The organism is Rathayibacter sp. VKM Ac-2754, from assembly GCF_009807095.1.
Lineage (GTDB): Bacteria > Actinomycetota > Actinomycetes > Actinomycetales > Microbacteriaceae > Rathayibacter.
Genome location: NZ_WUCC01000004.1, coordinates 70,552 through 89,447, shown reverse-complemented (window position 1 = coordinate 89,447; position 18,896 = coordinate 70,552). Strand labels below are relative to the sequence as shown.

The window sequence follows — 18,896 nt, the reverse complement described above, 5'->3', positions numbered from 1 at the left end:
CTGGAAGGCATGGCCCTGATCCCCCCGACCAACGGCTTCCTCGGCAAGGCCGCGCAGCGCCGGCCGATGCGCGGCCCTCGGCGCGACCGCTGGATGTGGTGGCGACTCGGCTCCGGAGTCGCGGCGACCGTCGCGGGCCTCGTCGCCCTCCTGGTCTTCACCGCGAACCGCTGACTCGAAGGCCGCTCCCACGGTGCGGTGCCTCTCAGGGGAAGTCGCCTCACGCATGTGGCCCCGCCCCTCGTTGATCGAGTGGCCCGCGCAACGGGCGTATCGAGATCCACGTCCGTCGGAAGGCCCGGTCCGTAGCCCGCTCCGCTGAAGCTGGTGGATCTCGATACGCCCCTGCGGGGCTACTCGACCAGCAGGCTGGGGCCGGGCTCCCTTTTTCCCCCACCATCGAGACGCGAAGCGCCTTCGCCCCTCGATACGCCCCTGCGGGGCTGCAGGCTCGACCAGCAGGTGAAGGGCCGCCGACCCGGATCGTCGCGGATCCGTGACCGTCACCCCCTTGACTGCGGAGCATCTTCTCAGGTGCGATTCCGAGGATCGCGGGTAGGTTGGAGGGTCGAGTCCGCCCGAGGACGAGACCCCCGCCCCACAGCCCCACCCCGCCACCCGCCCCCACGGGCGGCGGACGATCCGGAAAACGCCTCACCCCATGCACCATGCCGTTCGCGCGTCGACTCCCGCCCCCGAGGGAATCGAGCAGACCGCCCTCCCGACCCGCCGGTCCCTGCGCGCCCAGCGCACCGCCGCCGCCAGACGACCGTCGCGTCCCCGCGCCTCCGCCATCGCCGCGATGGGCCTCGTGGTCGGCCTCGCGATCACCTCGACGCCTGCCTTCGCGGTGGGCGGCACGGCCGACTCCGCGCTCGAGCGCGACTCCGCGAACGCCGTGGCCGCCGCCCGCCCGCAGAGCTTCGTCGCCGCCGGAGTCGTGCAGCAGAGCGTCACCCGCGACGCCTTCGCGGCGGAGGCGAAGCCCGAGGTCCTCGTGCCCACCGCGTCCCTCGACTCGATCACCGCGACCGCCGGCGAGTCGACCGACGCCGCCGCGGGCGTCTCGGGCACCTGGGTCCTCCCGATCTCGGGGCACATCAGCAGCGGCTACGGCCCACGACCCGACGCTCCCGTCGCCGGCGTGAACCTCTTCCACAAGGGCACCGACCTCGCCGGCGCGTGCGGCACTCCCGTGCTCGCCGCGGCGAGCGGCACGGTCGAGGAGTCGATGTACTCCGGCAGCTACGGCAACTGGATCCTGCTCGACAACGGCGGCGGCATCGAGACCGGCTACGCGCACAACACCGACCTGCTCGTCGACGTGGGCGACTACGTGACCGCGGGCCAGCAGATCGCGACCCGCGGCTCGACCGGCGCCTCCACCGGCTGCCACCTGCACTTCGAGACCCGCGTCGACGGCGAGGCGGTCGACGCCGTGCCGTTCATGGAGGCGCTCGGGGTGCCGCTGGGCTGACGCTCCGAGCTCAGCCCGCCGCCGCCGGACCGGTCGACACCGCGCCCGACCAGCGGGCGTCCGCCGGCTCGGTCGTCACCGTGATCAGCGCGTCCTGATCGACGGCGACGTCCATGCTGGCTCCGTTGCCGCCGCCACCACTGCCCCGCGTCGTGCTCGGGCTGTAGTAGCACGTCGATCCGCTGGTCATCAGTCCGTCGATCTCGACCGTGACCGCGGCGTCGGCCGTGTCGCACGCGACCGAGATCGTGAGGGTCAGCGGCTCGCCGGTCAGCCGCACGGTCTGCGGCTCCGGCGCGCCGATCTGGTCGGTCCATCGCACAGCCGCGGTGGCGCCCTCGGGCACCGTGACGGGTCCGAGCGGTCGCTCGGCCGGAGTCGGCGAGGCGGTCGGAGTCGTCGTCGGCAGAGCAGTGGGAGTCGCCTCCGCCGCGCCCTCCTGCGGCGCCGTGCACCCGCTCAGGGCCAGTCCCGCCAGCAGCGCCGCAGCGCCGGTCGTCAGCAGTCGTCTCGTGCGCATCCCGGGTCCCCCGTTTCGCTTCGGTCCCTCCGGTCTACCCGACCCGCGGGCGCCGCGACGTGCACTCTGCGGCGGTTGCCAGGGTCGGCGACACCCTGACCGCGCACCCAGAAAACCGACTATCACTAGGTATACGGTGGACGGAGTTCATGCGATCACATGGACGCGGACTCGCCGAGCACACGGCCCCCGAGCCCTTCCGTCACGAGCAGGAGGTTCACCATGAGCACCAGCACCCGAACGAACAGTCGCTTCGACGACCGCGTCGTCCTCATCACCGGAGGCGGCTCCGGACTCGGCCGCGCCAGCGCCGTCCGCCTCGCCGAGGAGGGCGCCAGGCTCGCCCTCGTCGACGTCTCGGAGACGGGACTCGCCGCGACCGTGGAGGCCCTGCCCGAGGGCACCGAGGCGATCACGGTGATCGCCGACGTCTCGAAGGAGGCCGACGTCGACTCCTACGTCGCGCAGACCCTCGAGCGCTTCGGCCGCATCGACGGCTTCTTCAACAACGCCGGCATCGAGGGCCGCCAGAACCGCACCGAGGACTTCACCGCCGAGGAGTTCGACAAGGTCGTCGCCATCAACCTGCGCGGAGTGTTCCTCGGCCTCGAGAAGGTGCTCGAGGTGATGCGCGAGCAGGGCTCGGGCATGGTCGTCAACACCGCGAGCGTCGGCGGCATCACCGGCATCGGCAACCAGTCGGGCTACGCGGCCGCGAAGCACGGCGTCGTCGGCCTGACCCGCAACTCCGGAATCGAGTACGGCCGGTACGGCATCCGCATCAACGCCATCGCTCCCGGGGCGATCTGGACGCCGATGGTCGAGAACTCGATGAAGCAGCTCGACGCTGAGAACCCGCGCAGGGCGGCGGAGGAGTTCATCCAGGTCAACCCGACCAAGCGCTACGGAGAGGCCGCCGAGATCGCCTCGGTCGTCGCGTTCCTGCTGTCCGACGACGCGTCCTACATCAACGCGGTCGTCCTCCCGATCGACGGCGGCCAGTCGATCCAGTACTGAGCCGCGGGGCGTCTCGGCGCGGAAGGGCGGGAGAATGGGGGACATGAACCCCACCGGCAGCTTCCGCGCCGCCCGCGACACCCTGCTCCAGCACCGCGACGACGCGACGGCCGCCACCGCCGCCTTCGAGTGGCCCGACGTCGGCGCGCACTTCAACTGGGCCGTCGACTGGTTCGACGAGATCGCCATCGGCAACGAGAAGACGGCGCTCTGGATCGTCGAGGAGGACGGCTCGGAGCAGAAGGTCTCGTTCGACCGGATGCGCTGGCGCTCCGACGAGGTCGCCGCCTGGCTGCACTCCACGGGAGTCCAGCAGGGCGATCACGTGATGCTCATGCTCGGCAACCGGCTCGAGCTGTGGGAGGCGATGCTCGCGATCATGAAGCTGGGTGCGGTCATCCTGCCCACCACCACGCTCCTCTCGAGCGCCGACCTGGCCGATCGCCTCGAGCGCGGCGAGGTCGCGCACGTGATCGCTGACGCCTCCGAGACCGCCAAGTTCGACGGACTGACCGGCGACTTCGGCCGCATCGCGGTCGGCGGGGCGGTCGACGGCTGGCTCGACTGGGCCGACTCGGTCGAGGCCGTCGGGATCAGCCCGACCGTCGTCGTCGACACCGACGACCCCTGCCTCATCTACTTCACCTCGGGCACCACCTCGAAGCCCAAGATGGTCGTGCACACCCAGGAGTCGTACCCGGTCGGCCACCTCAGCACCATGTACTGGCTCGGCGTGCGCCCCGACGACGTGCACATGGCGATCAGCTCGCCCGGCTGGGGCAAGCACGCCTGGAGCTGCTTCTTCGCTCCGTGGAACGCCGAGGCGACGGTCTTCGTCTACAACTACAGCCGGTTCGCTCCCGCGGCGCTCCGTCACCAGCTCGACCGGGCCGGCGTCACCACGTTCTGCGCGCCGCCGACGGTCTGGCGGATGCTCATCCAGTCGGAGCTCGGAACGAAGCCGCGCGGCCTCACCGAGATCCTCTCGGCGGGCGAGCCGCTGAACCCCGAGGTGATCGCCACCATCGAGCGCGAGTGGGGCCTCACCATCCGCGACGGCTACGGCCAGACCGAGACCACGGCGATCATCGCGAACCCGCCCGGCGCCGAGATCGTGCCCGGAGCGATGGGGCGCCCGCTTCCCGGCGTCGCGATCGCGCTGGTCGACCCCGTCACCGGCGAGCAGGCCTCGACCGGCGAGATCTGCCTCGACCTGTCGGTCGAGCCCGTCAACCTGATGTCGGGCTACCTCGGCGACGACGAGCGCACCGATCGCGCCCGCGCCGACGGCTACTTCCACACCGGAGACGTCGCCGTGCGGGCCGTCGACGGCACCATCACCTTCGTCGGCCGCACCGACGACATCTTCAAGTCGTCCGACTTCAAGATCTCGCCGTTCGAGGTCGAGAGCGTGCTGCTCCAGCACCCCGCCGTCGCCGAGTCGGCCGTCGTGCCGGCCCCCGACGCGACCCGGCACAGCGTCGTCAAGGCCTACGTCGAGCTCGCGGAGGGCTGGGAGCCCACCGAGGAGACCGCGGCCGCGATCTTCGCGCACACCCGCACCCTGCTGTCGGCCTTCGAGCGGGTGCGGCGACTCGAGTTCCACCCGCTGCCCAAGACGATCTCGGGCAAGATCCGCCGCGTCGAGCTGCGCGAGCGCGAGGAGGCGGCGTTCGCCCGCGGCGAGGAGATCGCGACGGAGTGGCGCAGCGATCGTGTCCCGACGGGAGACCCGGCATGAGGAGCGGCGCGACGGGCATCGGCCTGTCGGTCGCGTTCGCGGTGCTCGCGATCACCCTGAACCTGGTCCTCGACCGGGTGCTCGGGCTGCCGATGCTCCCGCGCTGGGGCATCGTGATCGTGGTCGTGATGCTGGCGAGCGTCGCCGTCGCGCGCCTCCTTCGCCGCCGCGCGCGCGCCCGGGAGTAGCCCGCCGGGTCAGCGCCGCACGGCGAGCAGCTCGCCGTGATCGCGGAGCCCGGGCGTGCTGCGGCGGGCGCGGTGCACGACGTCGAGGCCGGCGGCCTCGACCGCCGTCGCCAGCTCGTCGAGCGGGTGGAACCAGGCCGTCGTCACGGCGTGGTCGAACGCCTCGACGGTCGGCCCCTCGAAGAAGCCGACCAGCAGCCGTCCTCCGGGAGCGAGGCGGGCGGCGAAGCCCTCGAGCACCGCGGGCAGCTCCTCCGGGGGCAGGTGGATCAGCGAGTACCAGGCCAGGATCCCGCCGAGCGACGCGTCGCGCGCCTCCGGATCACGCAGGGACCCTCGTCGGAACGGCACCCCCGGGAACGCCGCGCGCGCGTGCTCGAGGAACTCGGGGACGAAGTCGACACCGACCACATCGACGCCGAGTTCGTGCAGGAGTGCCGTCCAGTGCCCGGGGCCGCAGCCGGCGTCGACGACCGGGCCGTCGAGCGAGGCGGCCCAGGAGGCGATCAGCGCGCGATCGCGGCCGTCCATCTCCTCGACCGAGCCGAGCAGTGCCGCGTACGCGGCCGCCCGGGCGCCGTACGCCTCCGCCACCCGCTCATCGGTCATGACCTCGAGCGTAGGAGTGGAGGCGCCGGGCCGCGGTTCGCGAGGAGCCGACGCGCCCCGAGAGCAGCACCTCGATCCCCGAGCGGTGGCGGTAGCGGAGGAAGGCGCGGTTCATCTCATCGGTCGAGCGGAAGCCCGCCGACTCGGCGGCGCGCTCGAGCATCACGACCTTCGGGAGCGTCGGCGACTGCTCCCGGAGGATCCGCTCCGCCGCCTCGAGCCGGAGGCGCGCGACCGAGGCCCGCACGGTGGTGTGCCGGAGCAGCCAGTGCGTCACCGCGACGCGGGCGGGCGGGACGCCGATGGCCCGCCCGATCACGCGGGCGTTCAGCCCGGGGAGCGTGTGCAGGTGCCGGAGCGAGTGGTCGATCCGGTCGCCGAGATCGCACGATCGGGGGCTCGTCGTCATCAGAGCGGAGCTCGTCGTGGCCACGCGGTCTCTCCAGCGTTCGGCGTTCAGGGGCCCAGGGGACGTGGGCACACGGGTCCTCATGGTGTCGCTCGCCTTCGATTCCAGGGTCACCGCCGGTCGGGTCGGCGCGAAGGTGTCGACCCCAGGAGCGCTCCGACGGTCTCGCCGTTTCGGGTACGGCAGGACGAGCGATGAGCTGAGGTTCTGTCATTTTGGAGACACCCGCCGATCGGCGCGAGGGCTGGCACGGAATCCGCCGCCGCCTGGCGCGCGACGATCCGGTCGCGCCCGCCGCCCCGACATTCGCGCCCAGCCGCCCGGCCGCCCTCTCCGGAGGCGATCATCGACGTGGCCCGAGCCCGCCCGAAGCGGAGTGCCGACGAGAGGAGCATCGCCGTGTCCCCTGCCGCGACGGAGACGATCGTCCCGGTCACCGCCCTCGTCCTCCCGCTCCTGGTCGGCCTGGTGCTGACCATCGGTGGTGCCGCCTCGCTCGGAGCGCACGGCCGCGCGACCGCCGCCGCGCTGCCGTGGCTGCGGGTCGCGACGGGCGTCGTCCTGCTCGTGTCGAGCGGAGCGGTCTTCACGATCGCCGCGCTCGGCGCCGTGGCCCTGTGCGTCGCGGCTCTCGTGGCGGCGCTCGACGCGTTCGGTCGCGACTCCGACCTCGGAGCCGCTCGCCTCGCGGGCGCCGCCGCCCTCCTCACCGTCGCCGTCGTCACCGCGATCGAGGGTCTGCTCGGAGTCGGCGGCATCGCGGAGCACCTGGCCCGCTTCGAGCTGCGCGACCTCAGCTGGGCCGCCGCCCTCGTCGGCGTGCTCGCGGTCTGCAGCCTCCTGCAGCTCGGAGCGACTCGACCGCGGAGGCGCGCCGCCTCCGCCGCTGCCGATCGCGTCGAGGACGGAGCCCCGCAGGCCCTCTGAGACGCACAGGTCTCCTCCCCACCTCGGTGAGGGGTGATTTCTGCGCCCAGTTCGGGTGAAAGCGCCCTCGGTAACCCGAGAATCCGTCACTCTTGTGCTGTCGCGCCTCCCGAAGGGCGGGGCAGGGGTTCCGAGGGGATGTGGAGTTCGTGGTGAGCACAGCAGCAGGAATGAGTCCGACGATCGAGCGCGGAGTGTCGCGGCGGGAGGCCGGCGCCGCCGCCTGGCTCGCCGGGGTGGGCGTCGACGCGAGGCCCAGCGGTGCGTTCCGGGTCGTCGCGGACGCGTTCCGCGGCGACGACTTCGAGGTGATCCGCCTCTGGCACACCGCCGCCCGGCTGCGGCGGAGCGGTCGGCCGGGCGCGGGTCTCCGCCTGCTGGTGCCGCTCGAGGGCGTGCTGGTCGTGCAGCCCGACGACCCCGCCGACGACGAGGTGACCCTGGGCCCGGGCGACGTGGCCTTCCTCCGCTGCTCGGGGGGAGCGACGATCGTCACCGACGCCCCGTCCGCGAGGCTCGAGATCATGCTCGGGCGGCCCCTCCTGGGCCTGGCCGGCGCGCAGGAGACGGGCCCCCTCGTCACCCCCGCCGACGCGGCGAGCCGCGGAATCCTCCTCTCGACGGTCAACGCCTTCTTCGGGGCGTCGCTCGACGCCGACTCCGCGGCCTTCCCCCTGGTCAGGTCGGCCGTCGAGCAGCTGGCCAACGCACTTCTCGCGGCCTCGCTCCCCCGCGAGTCGAACGAGACCGTCTTCACGCGCGCGATCGCGCTGATCGCGGGAATGGCGGCCGACCCGAGGCTCTCGGTGCACGAGATCTGCCTCCGGCTGGGCGTGCCCAAGCGGACGCTGCAGCGGGTCTTCGCGACGAACGGGACGACGGTGTTCAACGAGATCCGGCGCGCCCGGCTCACGACGGCCCGCGCCCTGCTCGGCAGCACCGACACGCCGCCCGCCCCCGACCACGCGCTGAGCGGCTACGTCCGCTCGCAGCGGCTGCAGCGCGACCTGCGGCACCTCGACTCGTCGCGGACGGGGTCGGACGAGCGCAGCCGCAGCGCCTGACGCGACGCGGCGGCGGCGCAGCCCCGGGTGCGATTCAGGAGGCGGGATACGCCACGGAGGCGGCCGGCCAGCCCGAGGCGGCGAGCTCGGCGCGCAGGCGGTGATGGTGCTGCACCGCGCCGAGGGAGTCGGTGCGGAAGGCGATCGCCGTCGCGGCATCGGCCCAGTAGGCGTCCCACCCGGAGTAGCGGGCGAAGACCCGGTCGCCGACGGCCGCGATCAGCTCCCAGGCCCGCTCCGCCGGCAGGTAGCCCGCGACGTACGAGTAGCGGATCGCACCGATCGTGCGCTCGGCGTCTCCCGCGAGCAGCAGGATCGGGGGCCGGCCGTCGAGGGCCTGCGCGAGCTCGAGGAGGTGGAACTCGCTGCCGCCGGTCAGCGCCGCGACGCGGGCGCGCATCCGCTCCGCCTCCTCCGACGCGGACACCTCGGCGAACCGGGCCGACAGCGGCCCCTGCGCGAGGGCGTCGGCGACCAGCAGTTCGACGTCGTCGCGCGCCGCGATCCTGAAGTCGCGGTCGAGCGCCACCCGGTGCTCGCTCAGCATCGACAGCGGCAGCTGCTCCCAGGGCGAGCCCTTCGCGCCGTCGGCGAACCGGATGCGCAGCGACTCCGGCAGCTCGGCCCAGGTGGGCTGGAACGCGAGCGACGAGTTCCAGCCGCCGAACGAGAAGTCGCTCACGGCGTCGAGCGCGAGCATCTGCTGCTGACGCAGTGTCGTCGGAGGCGTCGCCGCGGCCGCGAGGTAGGCCAGCTGCTCGCGGCGGGGTGCCCGCGCATCCCACTGCTGGAAGACGATCGAGGCGACGAGGAGCCCGAGCGCGAGGCCGAACGCGGCATAGAAGAACGGCAGACCGATGACGCCGGACCCCCGGCTCAGCCCGATCGCGAAGCCTGCCAGCCCGAACGGAGCGGCGACCGCGGTGACCAGGAGTGCCCGCCGCGCGATCCTCCCGCCGGGGCCGCGACGCCGGGCGTCGGCGATCCGCGCGTAGCGCAGACGGGGACGCACGGGGAACTCGACGTCTCCGGGGTGATTCTGCAGCGGCACGCTCGCAGCCTAGACGGGGCCCGACGCCCCGCCGGAGGAGATTGTCGGCCGTCTGTGCTCGGATGTCTCCATGAGACTCGCTGAAGCACTGCTCGAGCGGGCCGATCTGCAGAAGCGGATCGAGGCCCTCCAGTCCCGGATCGTCGCGAACGCCTCCTACCAGGAGGGCGAGGAGCCCGCGGAGGACCCGGCCGAGCTGCTGCGCGAGTGCCTCCGCGCGCACGAGACGCTCGAGCGCCTCGTCACCGCCGTGAACCTGACGAACACGACGGCGACGACGCCCGAGGGCGTCCCCCTGACCGCGGCGCTCGCCCGGCGCGAGTCGCTGCGCGGACGGCACAGCATCCTCGTGCGCGCGGCCGACGCCGCCTCGGGCGAGCGGGGCTACCGCCAGCTGCGGAGCGAGCTGCGCCGCCTCTCGGCGCTGCCCGTGACGGAGCTGCGCGAGCAGGCCGACGCGGTGGCGCGCGAGCTCCGCGAGCTCGACTCCTCGATCCAGCGCACCAACTGGGAGGTCGATCTGCAGGGCTGACGACGGGAGCGGTGAGTCGGTAGGCGACTCGGAGCGAGCACACACCGTCGGGCCGGCGGTCAATCCGGCCCTCTGTCACGCGGCGGGCAGCGTACCGGCTTCGGCCCTCACTCACAGCCCAGCACCGACGACCGGTGATCGCGCAGACAGGACACCTCATCACCACGTGCTGGCCGGATCGCCGAGGGCGGGTTCGGGGACCTCACCGCGGCAGAGCGCGCCGAACGGCGAGCCCGTTCAGGCTCGCCCTGTCGTGATCGGACGACGACGATCAGTCGACGATCGACCTCCCGCTCCGCTCGCCGGAGCGGCGCGGCATCGCCTGAGCGAGCGCACGCAGCTGCGCCGCGAAGAACTCCAGCGAGCGGTCGACCTCGGGCAGCGAGGGCGTGCGGTTGAGGTGGCCGTGGGGCATGCCTGCGGCGAGGTACCCGGTCGCGGCGACGCCCGCCTCCGCCAGCTGACGCAGCAGGAGCTCGGCCGACCCGCGCAGCTCGTCGAACTCGTTCACCATCACGGTGACCGGAGGGAGCCCCGCGAGCGGCGCGGCGCCGGGGAGGGCGTCGACGGGCAGATCGGAGAGGCGGCCGACGTAGGTGCGCACCATCCCCTCGATGCTCGCGGGCGGGAAGCGGAGCATCGCGGGCAGGGTCATCAGCTCGCGCAGCACGTCGTCGCCGACGGCCGGGTTGGGGAAGTGCGCGAACGGGTAGGCGAGCAGCACGTGCTCGGGCGTCCGCGCACCCGTGTCGCGCAGGCGGAGGGCCGCGGCGAGGGCGAGCGCGGCGCCCGCGCTGGCACCGCCGATCGCGACCGGAGTCGCCTCCGGGGTCTCGGCGCGCAGCTGCAGCCAGACGGCGTGGACGTCGTCGATCGGGACGGGGTAGCGCACGGTCCCGCTCGCCAGGCGGTAGCCGACCGAGACGACGCGGGCGCCCGCCCGGGCGGCGAGCTCGGCAGAGACGACGTGCGACTCCCGCATGTCGAGGTCGCCGGCCTGGAACCCGCCGCCGTGCACCCAGAGCAGTGCGGGTCCGGTCTGCTGGGCGGATTCGTAGACGCGGAGGGGGATCGGGCCGTGCGGGCCGTCGGCCGAGGAGTCGGAGACGCGGACGCCGGCGGGGAGCGACCAGGGGGCCGGGTCCTGCTCGAAGGCGGCCAGGTGCGCTGCCTGCTCGGCGTCGAGCGGGTGGGCGAGTCCGTCGAGGTGCGGGAGCCTGGCGGCGAGGTACGGGTCGAGCGGCATCGGCGCCTCCTGGCGGGGTGGGGACGGCGACCACGCTACCGGCGGGGTGGCGAGGAGACCTGGCGACCGGGGGGGGTCTGTTCGGAGGGATGACCTCCTGTGCGCGGTCCTTTTCCTCGCTGATCGAGTCCGCAGCCCGCGGAGCGGGCGTATCGAGATCCACGTCCGTCAGAAGCGCAGGGCTCAAGCCCGATCTGCTGACGCTGGTGGGTCTCGATACGCCGCCTGCGGCGGCTACTCGACCAGCATGGGGGGCAGCGGGTGCCGACTTCTCCCTCATCGCTCTGAGGGGGCGCGAGACGCCTCCGGTCAGCGGCGCTGCAGCAGGAGCACACTGTCGATGAGCGGGGCCTCGTGGCCGTCGGGGCCTGTCGCGAGGCGCTCGCGGGTGCCGACGACGAGCGGCGACCATGCGTCGGGGTCGAGGGCGAGCTCGGCGAGCTCCTGCTCGGCGGTGGGCAGCTCGTCGGCGAGGTGACCGCGGTGCCCCGACCACGGCGGCGGCGCGGCGTGCGAGACGACGGCGAGGCGTCCGCCGACGGTGACGAGTGCGGCGGCGCGGCGCAGAACCTCGATCCGCGGGAACTCGACCATCGAGTGCAGGAACGACGCGGTGACGAGCTCGAAGGGGCCGGTGACCGGCCACTCCTCGGCGAGGTCGGCCTGCCGGAGGTCGACGGTGAGGCCGCGCTCGGCGGCCGCGGCGCGGGCGCGGGAGAGCGCGGTCTCCGAGAGGTCGAGGCCGGTGACACTCCAGCCCAGGGAGGCGAGCCAGAGGGCGTCGCCGCCCTCGCCCGCGCCGAGGTCGAGCGCGCGGGCCGGCGGCAGGCCGCCGACGAGGTCGACGAGGGTCGCGTTGGGGCGGCCCGACCAGATGGCGGAGTCGCCGTAGCGCTCCTCCCAGTGCTCACGTGCTGTCGACATGGTGCGTCCTCCGAACGGGTCTGATCGAGGATGGCGGGCGGCGGCGGGCGGGCGCCAGCGGTCGTGCTGGAACAGCATGCGGAGTCGAGGGGGGCGGCACGGGCTGCGACAGGGGAGCGCCTGTCGCAGGGCCTTCCGCGACACGGGGCGCGCCGATTAGCGTCGGGGGCATGGCACTCCGACTCGAAGAGATCATCGTCGACTGCACCGACTTCCGCGCCCTCGGCCACTGGTGGCAGGAGGCGCTGGGCTGGGACGTCGTCGACGAGGACGACGACGGGATCGAGCTGCTGGCACCGTCGGGGCGCGGGCCGAGCCTGCTGTTCCTCGACGTGCCGGAGCGGAAGACCCTGAAGAACCGCCTCCATCTCGACTTCGTGCCCGACGATCAGGACGCGGAAGTCTCGCGCCTCGTCGAGCTGGGCGCCTCCCGCATCGACGTCGGGCAGGGCGAGCAGTCGTGGGTGGTGCTCGCCGACCCCGAGGGGAACGAGTTCTGCATCCTCTCGGCGCGCGACTGACCCGCGATGTCGATGCGCACGTATCGAAGAGAAAGCTGAGAAGTCAAGGGTAGAACGATCGTTCTCGCACCCCTACGATCGGCTGCGACGCGAGCCCCGCCGGGATCGCCCGGAGCGAGGAGTGACCGTGAACGCGTACCAGGGGCCCGTGGCGGCCGTCGGAATGACGCAGGCGCAGCAGCAGGGCGAGCTGCTCGCCGGTCGCGTGCTCTCGACGCGCGGCGCCGGGCTGTACGCCTACGCCTACCGGCTCACGCTGTCGGACGCCGCCGCCACGGCAGCCCTGCGCCACGCGGCCGTCACCCTCCGGAGCGGAGCGCCGCGCGTGCTCGACGAGCAGTCGGCGCTCGAGGTCGCCCGCACCGAGATCGGACGCCGCAGCGTCGAGCGGCAGGAGCCGGCGGTGACGACGGCCCCCTCGGCTCTGCGCGAGGAGGACCTCCTCCGCACCGGCTTCCACCGGCGCCTGCACGCGCTGCCGACGCTCGAGCGCCAGTGCTGGCTGCTCCGGTACACGGGCCGCCACGACGTCGATGCGATCGCCGCGCTCCTCCGGATCGAGCCGGAGCAGGTGCGGGAGGCACTCGCCTCCGCCGCCGCGACCCTCGTCGAGGGCGAGCTGACGGAGGCGGAGGGGGCCGAGTAGGCCGGTGCCCTGAGAAGAGCCCGAGAGGCGCCGGGTCGAGCCGGCGGCACCCCTCAGGCGTCCAGTACCCGCGGGAGGACTCCCGCGGGAAGATCAGTCGAGGTACTCGATATCGTCCCACGGCTCGTGGACGTCGCCGGTGTCGCGATCGTCGTCGGGCACCTCGATCTCCTCGAAGATCACCGGGACACCGGGCGAGACCAGGGCGCTGACGCTGCGGTTGCCGACGACGACGAACTCGACGAGACCTCCTCCGGCCTGCGCCGCGTGGGAGCTCGACTCCTTGAGCGCGTCGATGTCCTCCCCCTGCGACAGCCCGTAGGTCTTTCCGTCGATGGTCACGGTGGTGCGGATCATGCGGTGCCTACTCCTCGGGTCGAAGTGTCCAGACTACGGAGCGGGCAACACCCGCCCCAGGCCTTGCGGTCACCGCCCGGGACTGGCACAGGGATGCGCTGCCACCCTCCGCCCGCTCCCGTCAACCGGGGCGCGGACGGGAGGCGGCGGCCCGTACCGTGGCAGGCGACCGCACGATCCACTACGACAGAGAAGGAGGATCACATGGCCGAGAAGAGCACTCCCGAGACCGTCGATCCGCAGCCCGTCGATCCCGAGACCGTCGACCCCGAGACCGCCACCGACCCCGAGGGCGACCCCGTGGAGAACCCGTCCGGCTGAGCCTCGAGCTCGTCGCACGGCACCGAGGGAACCGGCTCTCGTCGAGACCTCCCGAATCAGCGGGACGTCTGGACGGGAGCCGGTTCCCTCGGTCGTCCCCCGGCCGCCGTCAGCGCGGGGTGCCGACGCGGTGCGCCGAGCCGGGGTGCGTGGCTGGCAGGGTCGGCACGTCGTGGCCGAGGATCCGCTCGCGCATGCTGCCGGTGCGCGGCTCGGCGGGCAGCATCCCGCGCTCGCGCAGGAGCGGCATCACCTGCTCGACGAAGTCGCGATAGGTCTCGTAACCGCCGTAGGTGTACTCGATCAGGAAGCCGTCGACGTCGGTGCGGTCGACGATCTCCTGCAGCTGGTCGGCGACCGACTCGGCGGTGCCGGTGACGCGCATGCCTCCGATGGAGGAGGTGATCACATCGAGGATCTCGGCGACGGTCGGGCTCCCCTCGGGCCGCTGGAACATCGCGAGCATGGTCTGGCCGACCTCGGTCGTCACCTCGGCGAGGGTCGCGTCGAGCGGGAACGACATCAGGTCGACACCGCTCCAGCCCATGAAGAGGGCCGCTGCGGCCTCGCGGGACGGAGTCGCGTCGAGCTCTGCGCGCAGTCGCAGCGCCTCCTCCTCGGTCTCGCCGACGATGATCGCGACGGAGGGGATCACCGTGATGTCGCGGGGATCGCGGCCGTTCGCCTCCGCTCTCGAGCGCAGATCGGCGACGGTGGCGGCCGCCTTGTCGAGGTCGCGGTCCTGGATGAAGACGCACTCGGCGTAGCGGCCGGCGAAGGCGCGGCCGGCCGAGGAGGCGCCCGCCTGCAGCAGGAGCGGCGTGCGCTGCACCGAGGGGACGGCCGGGAAGTAGCCGTCGTACGAGAAGTACTCGCCGCGGTGGGTGATGCGGTGCACTTTCGCCGGGTCCGCGAAGGTGCGGGTGGCCTTGTCGTAGACGACGGCGTCGTCCTCCCACGCGCCCTCCCAGAGGGTGAGGCACAGCTCGACGAACTCGGCGGCGCGGCGGTAGCGCTCGTCGTGGGGCGTCACTCCGTCGTGTCCGAGCAGCTTGGTGAGCGCGACCTGGTTGTCGGAGGTGACGATGTTCCAGGCGATGCGGCCCTTGGTGAGGTGGTCGAGCGTCGTGAAGGTGCGCGCATTGAGGTAGGGCTGCTGCGCGGTGGTCGAGGCGGTCACGACGAATCCGAGGCGGTCGACGGTGGCGGCGAGTCCGCTGACGAGCGCCATCGGGTCGTGCACGGGCACCTGGACGGCCTCGCGGATCACGACCTCGGGGACGTCGTCGCCGCTCATCGGGTAGCCGAGCGCCTCGGCGAGGAAGAGGAAGTCGAAGCCGGCGTCCTCGAGCCTGCGCGAGAGGTCCTGCCAGTACTCGAGCGTGGCGAAGCCACTCGTGTCGCCGCGCGGGTGGTGCCAGGCGTTGCTGATGAAGTTCGGCGTGAACTCCTCGAACGCGCCGAGGAAGATCTGCTTGGTCACGGTGGTGCCCTTCGCTGCACTGAGCGATCGGTCGCTCCCGATCGGAGGGCTGATAACCTCGAGTTATCAACACGACGATGATAACCAGCAGGAATCAGCGACCGCAAGCGGCACGGGAGGCGCGATGACGCACGACGACGAGCCCCCGGCCCTCGCCGCCGACATCGGCGCTCTCGTGCACGGGCTGCGGACGGCGCGCGGACTCTCGATGCGCGCACTCGCCGGAACCGCCGGGGTGTCGCAGCCGTTCCTGTCGAAGCTCGAGAACGGCAAGCTGCTGCCCAGCCTGTCGACCCTCTACGCCCTCGCGGCCGCGCTCGAGGTGCCGCCGGCCGAGCTGGTCCCGACCGTCGCCTCCTCCGACGACACGACACCGGAGGCGCACCTGCGCGCCAGCGACGCGCCGAACGCTCCGCGCGCGCGGCTCGTCGTCGGCGGGCCCGGCCGGACGACCGAGGCGTACCTCTTCACCTCGTGGCCCGGCGACTCCGACGACGTCGACTTCGCGCACCCGGGCGAGGAGTTCGTCTTCGTGATCGAGGGGACGGCGGTGCTGAGCTACGCCGACGGGCAGCAGCGCACGGTGACGGCCGGGGAGTCGATCACGATCGACACGCGGCGGCCGCACCGCTGGTCGGTGCCGGCGGAGGCTCCGGGGGCGGCGCGGTACCTGCTGGTGACGACGCACTCGGGCTGAGGCGCGCCGGGTCCGGGCCGGCCGGGGTTCCGGTGCGGCTTCTCCGTTCGACGGGATCCGCCGCTCGGCGCCTCCGGTGCGGGCGAGAAGTGCCGGACGCAGGTGCGGACCCTCTCGGCTGGACTCGGTGCACAACCGAGGACGAGAGGCTCCGTCGGCGCTCAGGCCGCGGAGATCGGGGCCTGAGCCTCGGTTCCGCACGCGCTCGGGGCGCGGGGCGGACACTCAGGGGCACTGCTGCGTCGCGACTCCCCCGTCGGACGTCTGCACGTCGACGGGGCACGGCGCGAGGGGTCCCAGCCAGAGGAGGAGGACGAGGAGCACGGCCGCGACGACGTAGAAGAGCGCCGAGAAGGCGACGGCGAACAGGATGCCGCGGACGGAGGCCCGGCCCTCGGGGTCCTGCGTCGCGCCCGAGCGGGGCCGCGGGTCGAGGAGCTGGGACCAGAGCTTCCTGGCCGCCTGCCGCAGGGCGTTGTCGTGAGTGGTGGGGGTGCCGCTCTGTGCTCCGGCGTGCTGGTGGCTCATCCGCTGTCCTGACCGAGGGGGTGTCGTCGACGAGGTCGACGCGGTGACGCGGGAACCCGTCGAGCGCGGGCCCTCGGAGGAGGGCGGTGCGGCCGAGTCGGGAACCGGTCGTCGAGGTGTCGGCGCGGGGAGCGATGACGGGAGCGGGGGGCGGGAAGGGCGCCCACTGCCGCGATGATGCGCGGAGCGGACGGCTGCGCAGGAGCGCAGTTCCTCGCGGGGTCTCGGTGAGGGGTGGAGCGGCTCCTCCACCGGGGGGAGTGGAGGAGGTGGGGGGGCGAGTGACGCGGGGGTCGACGCGTCACTCGCCCCGGGTGGGTCAGCTCCGCAGTCGCCTGGTGCGACGGTGGAGCAGCATCAGCAGTCCGCCGCCGAGGAGCGCGAAGGCTCCAGCGAGGGCCACGGCGATGCCGTCGACTCCGGTGGAGGCGAGGCCTCCGCTACTGGGCCCGTTCGATCCCGGCAGCACCGCGGGGGCGGTGGACGAGGGCGAGGGGCTGGTGGTGGGGACGACCGCGGGTGCGGTCGGCGTGGGCGTCACGGTCGGCGTCGGGGTGACGGTGGGGGTGACGGTGGGCGTCGGCGTGACCGTGGGCGTCACGGTCGGCGTCGGGGTGACGGTCGGCTTCACCGTGGGCGTGGGCGTCACGGTCGGCTTCACGGTCGGCGTCGGCGTGACCGTGGGAGTCACGGTCGGCGTGGGCGTCACGGTCGGCTTCACGGTCGGCGTCGGCGTCACGGTCGGCTTCACGGTCGGCGTCGGCGTGACCGTCGGAGTCACGGTCGGCGTCGGCGTCACGGTCGGCTTCACGGTCGGCGTCGGCGTCACGGTCGGCTTCACCGTGGGCGTCGGCGTCACGGTCGGCTTCACGGTCGGCGTCGGCGTCACGGTCGGCTTCACGGTCGGCGTCGGCGTCACGGTCGGCTTCACCGTGGGCGTCGGCGTCATGGTCGGAGTCACGGTCGGCGTCGGCGTCACGGTCGGCTTCACGGTCGGCGTCGGCGTCACGGTCGGCTTCACCGTGGGCGTGGGCGTCACGGTCGGCGTCGGCGTGACCGTGGGAGTCACGGTCGGCGTCGGCGTCATGGTCGGGGTGACCGTGGGCGTCGGCGTCATGGTCGGGGTGACCGTCGGCGTCGGGGTGACCGTCGGCGTCGGCGTCATGGTCGGCGTGACCGGCGGGATCACGGGAGGAGTGACAGGAGGCGTCACGGGCGGGGTCACCGGGGGCGTGACCGGCGGGATCACGGGCGGGGTCACCGGGGGCGTGACCGGCGGGATCACGGGCGGGATCACCGGAGGCGTCACCGGCGGGATCACCGGAGGAATGACCGGCGGGATCACGGGCGGGATCACGGGGGGCGTGACAGGCGGGATCACCGGAGGAATGACCGGCGGGATCACGGGCGGCGTCACGGGCGGGATGACCGGGGGCGTGACCGGCGGGATCACCGGAGGCGTGGTCGGAGGAGTCACCGGCGGGATCACCGGAGGCGTGGTCGGCTCGACAGTGGGCTCCACGGTCGGCTCGACAGTGGGCTCCACCGTGGGCTCCACGGTCGGCTCCACCGTGGGCTCGACAGTGGGCTCCACCGTGGGCTCGACAGTGGGCTCCACCGTGGGCTCGACCGTCGGCTCGACGGTCGGCTCCACCGTGGGCTCGACGGTCGGCTCGACGGTCGGCTCGACGGTCGGCTCGACGGTCGGCTCGACGGTCGGCTCCACCGTGGGCTCCACAGTCGGCTCGACGGTCGGCTCCACCGTGGGCTCCACAGTCGGCTCGACGGTCGGCTCGACGGTCGGCTCCACAGTCGGAGTCACCGTCGGCACCTCGGTCGGGACCGGCGTGCAGTCCGGGGTGGTGAAGAGGTTGCTGTCGAGCGTGACGGCCCCGTTGCGGGCGAGGGCACGGCCCTCGACGACGACGTCGGTCGTGACGGTGACCGACGCGAGCGCGAGGATCGATCCGACGAAGGAGGAGTCGGTGCCCAGCGTGGCCGAGCTGCCGACCTGCCAGTAGACGTTGCACGCCTGGGCGCCGTTGATCAGGTCGACGCGGCTCGACGAACCGGTGATCAGGGTCGAGCCGGCCTGGAAGACGAAGACGGCCGCCGGGTCGTTCGCTGCGTCGAGCGTGACCGTGCCGGTGAGGCCGATCGGGCCGGCGGAGTTGTACACGCCGGGCTGGAAGGTCTGGCCGACGAGGTCGCCGGAGACCGTGGCCGTCGCGGCCTGCGACGCGAGCTGGTCGTACGCCGTCACGAGGTCGGACTGGGCGCCGTTCGCCTCGGCGTCCGCGGCGTGGATCGTGCCGAGGACCTCTCCCGGGGGGAAGCCGGTGATCGCGGTGCCGGGGCTGACGCCGAGGTCGTCCGGCAGGATCGTGTCGCCGGTGTTGGTGACGGTCGAGCCGCCGAGGACCGAGTAGGAGCCGGCGCGCCCGAGGTCGGGCGCTGACGCCGCCTGGGCGGAGTTCGCGAAGAGGAAGCTCGCCGAGAGGATCAGGACGCCGGCGGAGGCGCCGATCCCCAATCGCCTTCGTCGCGAGCGTCGGGATCGGGCAGTGGAGGTCGGGCTGTGCAGCATGGTGACGCAGCTTCCGCCCACGGATGCGCGGGCTCAGGACACCCACGGTGG

Annotated in this window: 21 protein-coding genes; 11 read left to right on the top strand and 10 right to left on the bottom strand. The window is 72.9% G+C overall.

What is annotated here, in order from left to right; translation table 11 throughout:
- Positions 1 to 9 precede the first annotated feature (9 nt).
- Together GRS92_RS08070 and GRS92_RS08065 are read left to right on the top strand one after the other, a co-directional pair.
- A complete protein-coding gene (locus GRS92_RS08070; protein ID WP_159855052.1) occupies positions 10 to 174 on the top strand; it encodes a hypothetical protein in 165 nt (54 codons plus the stop codon).
- A 487-nt stretch (positions 175 to 661) separates the two neighbouring features.
- Complete coding sequence (locus tag GRS92_RS08065; protein WP_159855050.1) at positions 662 to 1,477, top strand: M23 family metallopeptidase; 816 nt, start codon at positions 662 to 664, stop codon at positions 1,475 to 1,477.
- A gap of 10 nt (positions 1,478 to 1,487) precedes the next feature.
- Here the strand turns inward: GRS92_RS08065 and GRS92_RS08060 are convergent, their stop codons facing one another.
- The gene (locus tag GRS92_RS08060; RefSeq protein WP_159855048.1) at positions 1,488 to 1,997 is read right to left on the bottom strand and encodes a hypothetical protein; all 510 of its coding nucleotides are present in this window, start codon (positions 1,995 to 1,997) and stop codon (positions 1,488 to 1,490) included.
- 222 nt (positions 1,998 to 2,219) lie between these two features.
- Between GRS92_RS08060 and GRS92_RS08055 the strand changes: the two genes are divergently transcribed.
- The 3 genes from GRS92_RS08055 to GRS92_RS08045 are packed head-to-tail and all read left to right on the top strand — an operon-like array spanning position 2,220 to position 4,943.
- Complete coding sequence (locus GRS92_RS08055; RefSeq protein WP_159855046.1) at positions 2,220 to 3,014, top strand: glucose 1-dehydrogenase; 795 nt, start codon at positions 2,220 to 2,222, stop codon at positions 3,012 to 3,014.
- A gap of 43 nt (positions 3,015 to 3,057) precedes the next feature.
- Positions 3,058 to 4,755: an AMP-binding protein gene (locus GRS92_RS08050; protein WP_159855044.1), complete on the top strand. Its 1,698-nt coding sequence runs from the start codon at positions 3,058 to 3,060 to the stop codon at positions 4,753 to 4,755.
- Positions 4,752 to 4,943: a hypothetical protein gene (locus tag GRS92_RS08045; RefSeq protein WP_159855042.1), complete on the top strand. Its 192-nt coding sequence runs from the start codon at positions 4,752 to 4,754 to the stop codon at positions 4,941 to 4,943. Before GRS92_RS08050 ends, GRS92_RS08045 begins: the two co-directional genes overlap by 4 nt.
- A 9-nt stretch (positions 4,944 to 4,952) precedes the next feature.
- Here GRS92_RS08045 and GRS92_RS08040 read toward each other — a convergent pair whose 3' ends face one another.
- The gene (locus tag GRS92_RS08040) at positions 4,953 to 5,552 is read right to left on the bottom strand and encodes a class I SAM-dependent methyltransferase (RefSeq protein ID WP_159855040.1); all 600 of its coding nucleotides are present in this window, start codon (positions 5,550 to 5,552) and stop codon (positions 4,953 to 4,955) included.
- Positions 5,542 to 5,985: a hypothetical protein gene (locus tag GRS92_RS08035; RefSeq protein ID WP_159855038.1), complete on the bottom strand. Its 444-nt coding sequence runs from the start codon at positions 5,983 to 5,985 to the stop codon at positions 5,542 to 5,544. The genes GRS92_RS08040 and GRS92_RS08035 overlap by 11 nt, the downstream gene beginning before the upstream one ends.
- A gap of 375 nt (positions 5,986 to 6,360) precedes the next feature.
- On the opposite strand from GRS92_RS08035, the gene GRS92_RS08030 reads away from it, so the two are divergent.
- Both GRS92_RS08030 and GRS92_RS08025 read left to right on the top strand, forming a co-directional pair.
- Positions 6,361 to 6,888: a hypothetical protein gene (locus GRS92_RS08030; protein WP_159855036.1), complete on the top strand. Its 528-nt coding sequence runs from the start codon at positions 6,361 to 6,363 to the stop codon at positions 6,886 to 6,888.
- 170 nt (positions 6,889 to 7,058) lie between these two features.
- On the top strand, positions 7,059 to 7,952 hold the full coding sequence (locus GRS92_RS08025; protein WP_159855034.1) for a hypothetical protein: 894 nt from the start codon (positions 7,059 to 7,061) through the stop codon (positions 7,950 to 7,952).
- 34 nt (positions 7,953 to 7,986) lie between these two features.
- On the opposite strand, the gene GRS92_RS08020 is transcribed toward GRS92_RS08025, so the two are convergent.
- Positions 7,987 to 9,003, bottom strand: coding sequence for a DUF1266 domain-containing protein (locus tag GRS92_RS08020; RefSeq protein WP_159855032.1), 1,017 nt, complete (start codon positions 9,001 to 9,003; stop codon positions 7,987 to 7,989).
- 70 nt (positions 9,004 to 9,073) lie between these two features.
- Between GRS92_RS08020 and GRS92_RS08015 the strand changes: the two genes are divergently transcribed.
- Positions 9,074 to 9,535, top strand: coding sequence for a DIP1984 family protein (locus tag GRS92_RS08015; protein WP_159855030.1), 462 nt, complete (start codon positions 9,074 to 9,076; stop codon positions 9,533 to 9,535).
- Positions 9,536 to 9,806: 271 nt separating this feature from the next.
- Here the strand turns inward: GRS92_RS08015 and GRS92_RS08010 are convergent, their stop codons facing one another.
- Positions 9,807 to 10,781, bottom strand: a complete 975-nt coding sequence (locus GRS92_RS08010) for an alpha/beta hydrolase fold domain-containing protein (RefSeq protein ID WP_159855028.1) — start codon at positions 10,779 to 10,781, stop codon at positions 9,807 to 9,809.
- 309 nt (positions 10,782 to 11,090) lie between these two features.
- Positions 11,091 to 11,705, bottom strand: coding sequence for a class I SAM-dependent methyltransferase (locus tag GRS92_RS08005; RefSeq protein WP_159855026.1), 615 nt, complete (start codon positions 11,703 to 11,705; stop codon positions 11,091 to 11,093).
- Between the two features lie 170 nt (positions 11,706 to 11,875).
- Here GRS92_RS08005 and GRS92_RS08000 point away from each other — a divergent pair, with 170 nt between their 5' ends.
- Both GRS92_RS08000 and GRS92_RS07995 read left to right on the top strand, forming a co-directional pair.
- Entirely contained in the window at positions 11,876 to 12,226 is a 351-nt protein-coding gene (locus tag GRS92_RS08000; protein WP_159855024.1) for a VOC family protein, read from the top strand.
- Between the two features lie 127 nt (positions 12,227 to 12,353).
- Positions 12,354 to 12,872, top strand: coding sequence for a hypothetical protein (locus tag GRS92_RS07995; protein WP_159855022.1), 519 nt, complete (start codon positions 12,354 to 12,356; stop codon positions 12,870 to 12,872).
- Between the two features lie 93 nt (positions 12,873 to 12,965).
- On the opposite strand, the gene GRS92_RS07990 is transcribed toward GRS92_RS07995, so the two are convergent.
- Together GRS92_RS07990 and GRS92_RS07985 are read right to left on the bottom strand one after the other, a co-directional pair.
- Positions 12,966 to 13,229, bottom strand: a complete 264-nt coding sequence (locus GRS92_RS07990; RefSeq protein ID WP_159855020.1) for a hypothetical protein — start codon at positions 13,227 to 13,229, stop codon at positions 12,966 to 12,968.
- A gap of 430 nt (positions 13,230 to 13,659) precedes the next feature.
- A complete protein-coding gene (locus GRS92_RS07985; RefSeq protein WP_159855018.1) occupies positions 13,660 to 15,033 on the bottom strand; it encodes an NtaA/DmoA family FMN-dependent monooxygenase in 1,374 nt (457 codons plus the stop codon).
- Positions 15,034 to 15,157: 124 nt separating this feature from the next.
- On the opposite strand from GRS92_RS07985, the gene GRS92_RS07980 reads away from it, so the two are divergent.
- On the top strand, positions 15,158 to 15,730 hold the full coding sequence (locus GRS92_RS07980) for a helix-turn-helix domain-containing protein (RefSeq protein WP_159855016.1): 573 nt from the start codon (positions 15,158 to 15,160) through the stop codon (positions 15,728 to 15,730).
- Between the two features lie 225 nt (positions 15,731 to 15,955).
- Here GRS92_RS07980 and GRS92_RS07975 read toward each other — a convergent pair whose 3' ends face one another.
- Together GRS92_RS07975 and GRS92_RS19005 are read right to left on the bottom strand one after the other, a co-directional pair.
- A complete protein-coding gene (locus tag GRS92_RS07975) occupies positions 15,956 to 16,258 on the bottom strand; it encodes a hypothetical protein (RefSeq protein WP_159855014.1) in 303 nt (100 codons plus the stop codon).
- Between the two features lie 319 nt (positions 16,259 to 16,577).
- On the bottom strand, positions 16,578 to 18,791 hold the full coding sequence (locus GRS92_RS19005; protein WP_235021883.1) for an ice-binding family protein: 2,214 nt from the start codon (positions 18,789 to 18,791) through the stop codon (positions 16,578 to 16,580).
- Between the last annotated feature and the right edge of the window lie 105 nt (positions 18,792 to 18,896).

Coding starts and splice junctions, on each gene's coding strand:
- GRS92_RS08045 (WP_159855042.1), top strand. CDS start 4,752: ATGAGGAGCGGCGCGACGGGCATCGGCCTGTCGGTCGCGTTCGCGGTG.
- GRS92_RS08065 (WP_159855050.1), top strand. CDS start 662: ATGCACCATGCCGTTCGCGCGTCGACTCCCGCCCCCGAGGGAATCGAG.
- GRS92_RS08015 (WP_159855030.1), top strand. CDS start 9,074: ATGAGACTCGCTGAAGCACTGCTCGAGCGGGCCGATCTGCAGAAGCGG.
- GRS92_RS08050 (WP_159855044.1), top strand. CDS start 3,058: ATGAACCCCACCGGCAGCTTCCGCGCCGCCCGCGACACCCTGCTCCAG.
- GRS92_RS08010 (WP_159855028.1), bottom strand. CDS start 10,781: ATGCCGCTCGACCCGTACCTCGCCGCCAGGCTCCCGCACCTCGACGGA.
- GRS92_RS08025 (WP_159855034.1), top strand. CDS start 7,059: ATGAGTCCGACGATCGAGCGCGGAGTGTCGCGGCGGGAGGCCGGCGCC.
- GRS92_RS08040 (WP_159855040.1), bottom strand. CDS start 5,552: ATGACCGATGAGCGGGTGGCGGAGGCGTACGGCGCCCGGGCGGCCGCG.
- GRS92_RS08070 (WP_159855052.1), top strand. CDS start 10: ATGGCCCTGATCCCCCCGACCAACGGCTTCCTCGGCAAGGCCGCGCAG.
- GRS92_RS08000 (WP_159855024.1), top strand. CDS start 11,876: ATGGCACTCCGACTCGAAGAGATCATCGTCGACTGCACCGACTTCCGC.
- GRS92_RS07980 (WP_159855016.1), top strand. CDS start 15,158: ATGACGCACGACGACGAGCCCCCGGCCCTCGCCGCCGACATCGGCGCT.
- GRS92_RS07975 (WP_159855014.1), bottom strand. CDS start 16,258: ATGAGCCACCAGCACGCCGGAGCACAGAGCGGCACCCCCACCACTCAC.
- GRS92_RS07990 (WP_159855020.1), bottom strand. CDS start 13,229: ATGATCCGCACCACCGTGACCATCGACGGAAAGACCTACGGGCTGTCG.
- GRS92_RS08055 (WP_159855046.1), top strand. CDS start 2,220: ATGAGCACCAGCACCCGAACGAACAGTCGCTTCGACGACCGCGTCGTC.
- GRS92_RS08060 (WP_159855048.1), bottom strand. CDS start 1,997: ATGCGCACGAGACGACTGCTGACGACCGGCGCTGCGGCGCTGCTGGCG.
- GRS92_RS08005 (WP_159855026.1), bottom strand. CDS start 11,705: ATGTCGACAGCACGTGAGCACTGGGAGGAGCGCTACGGCGACTCCGCC.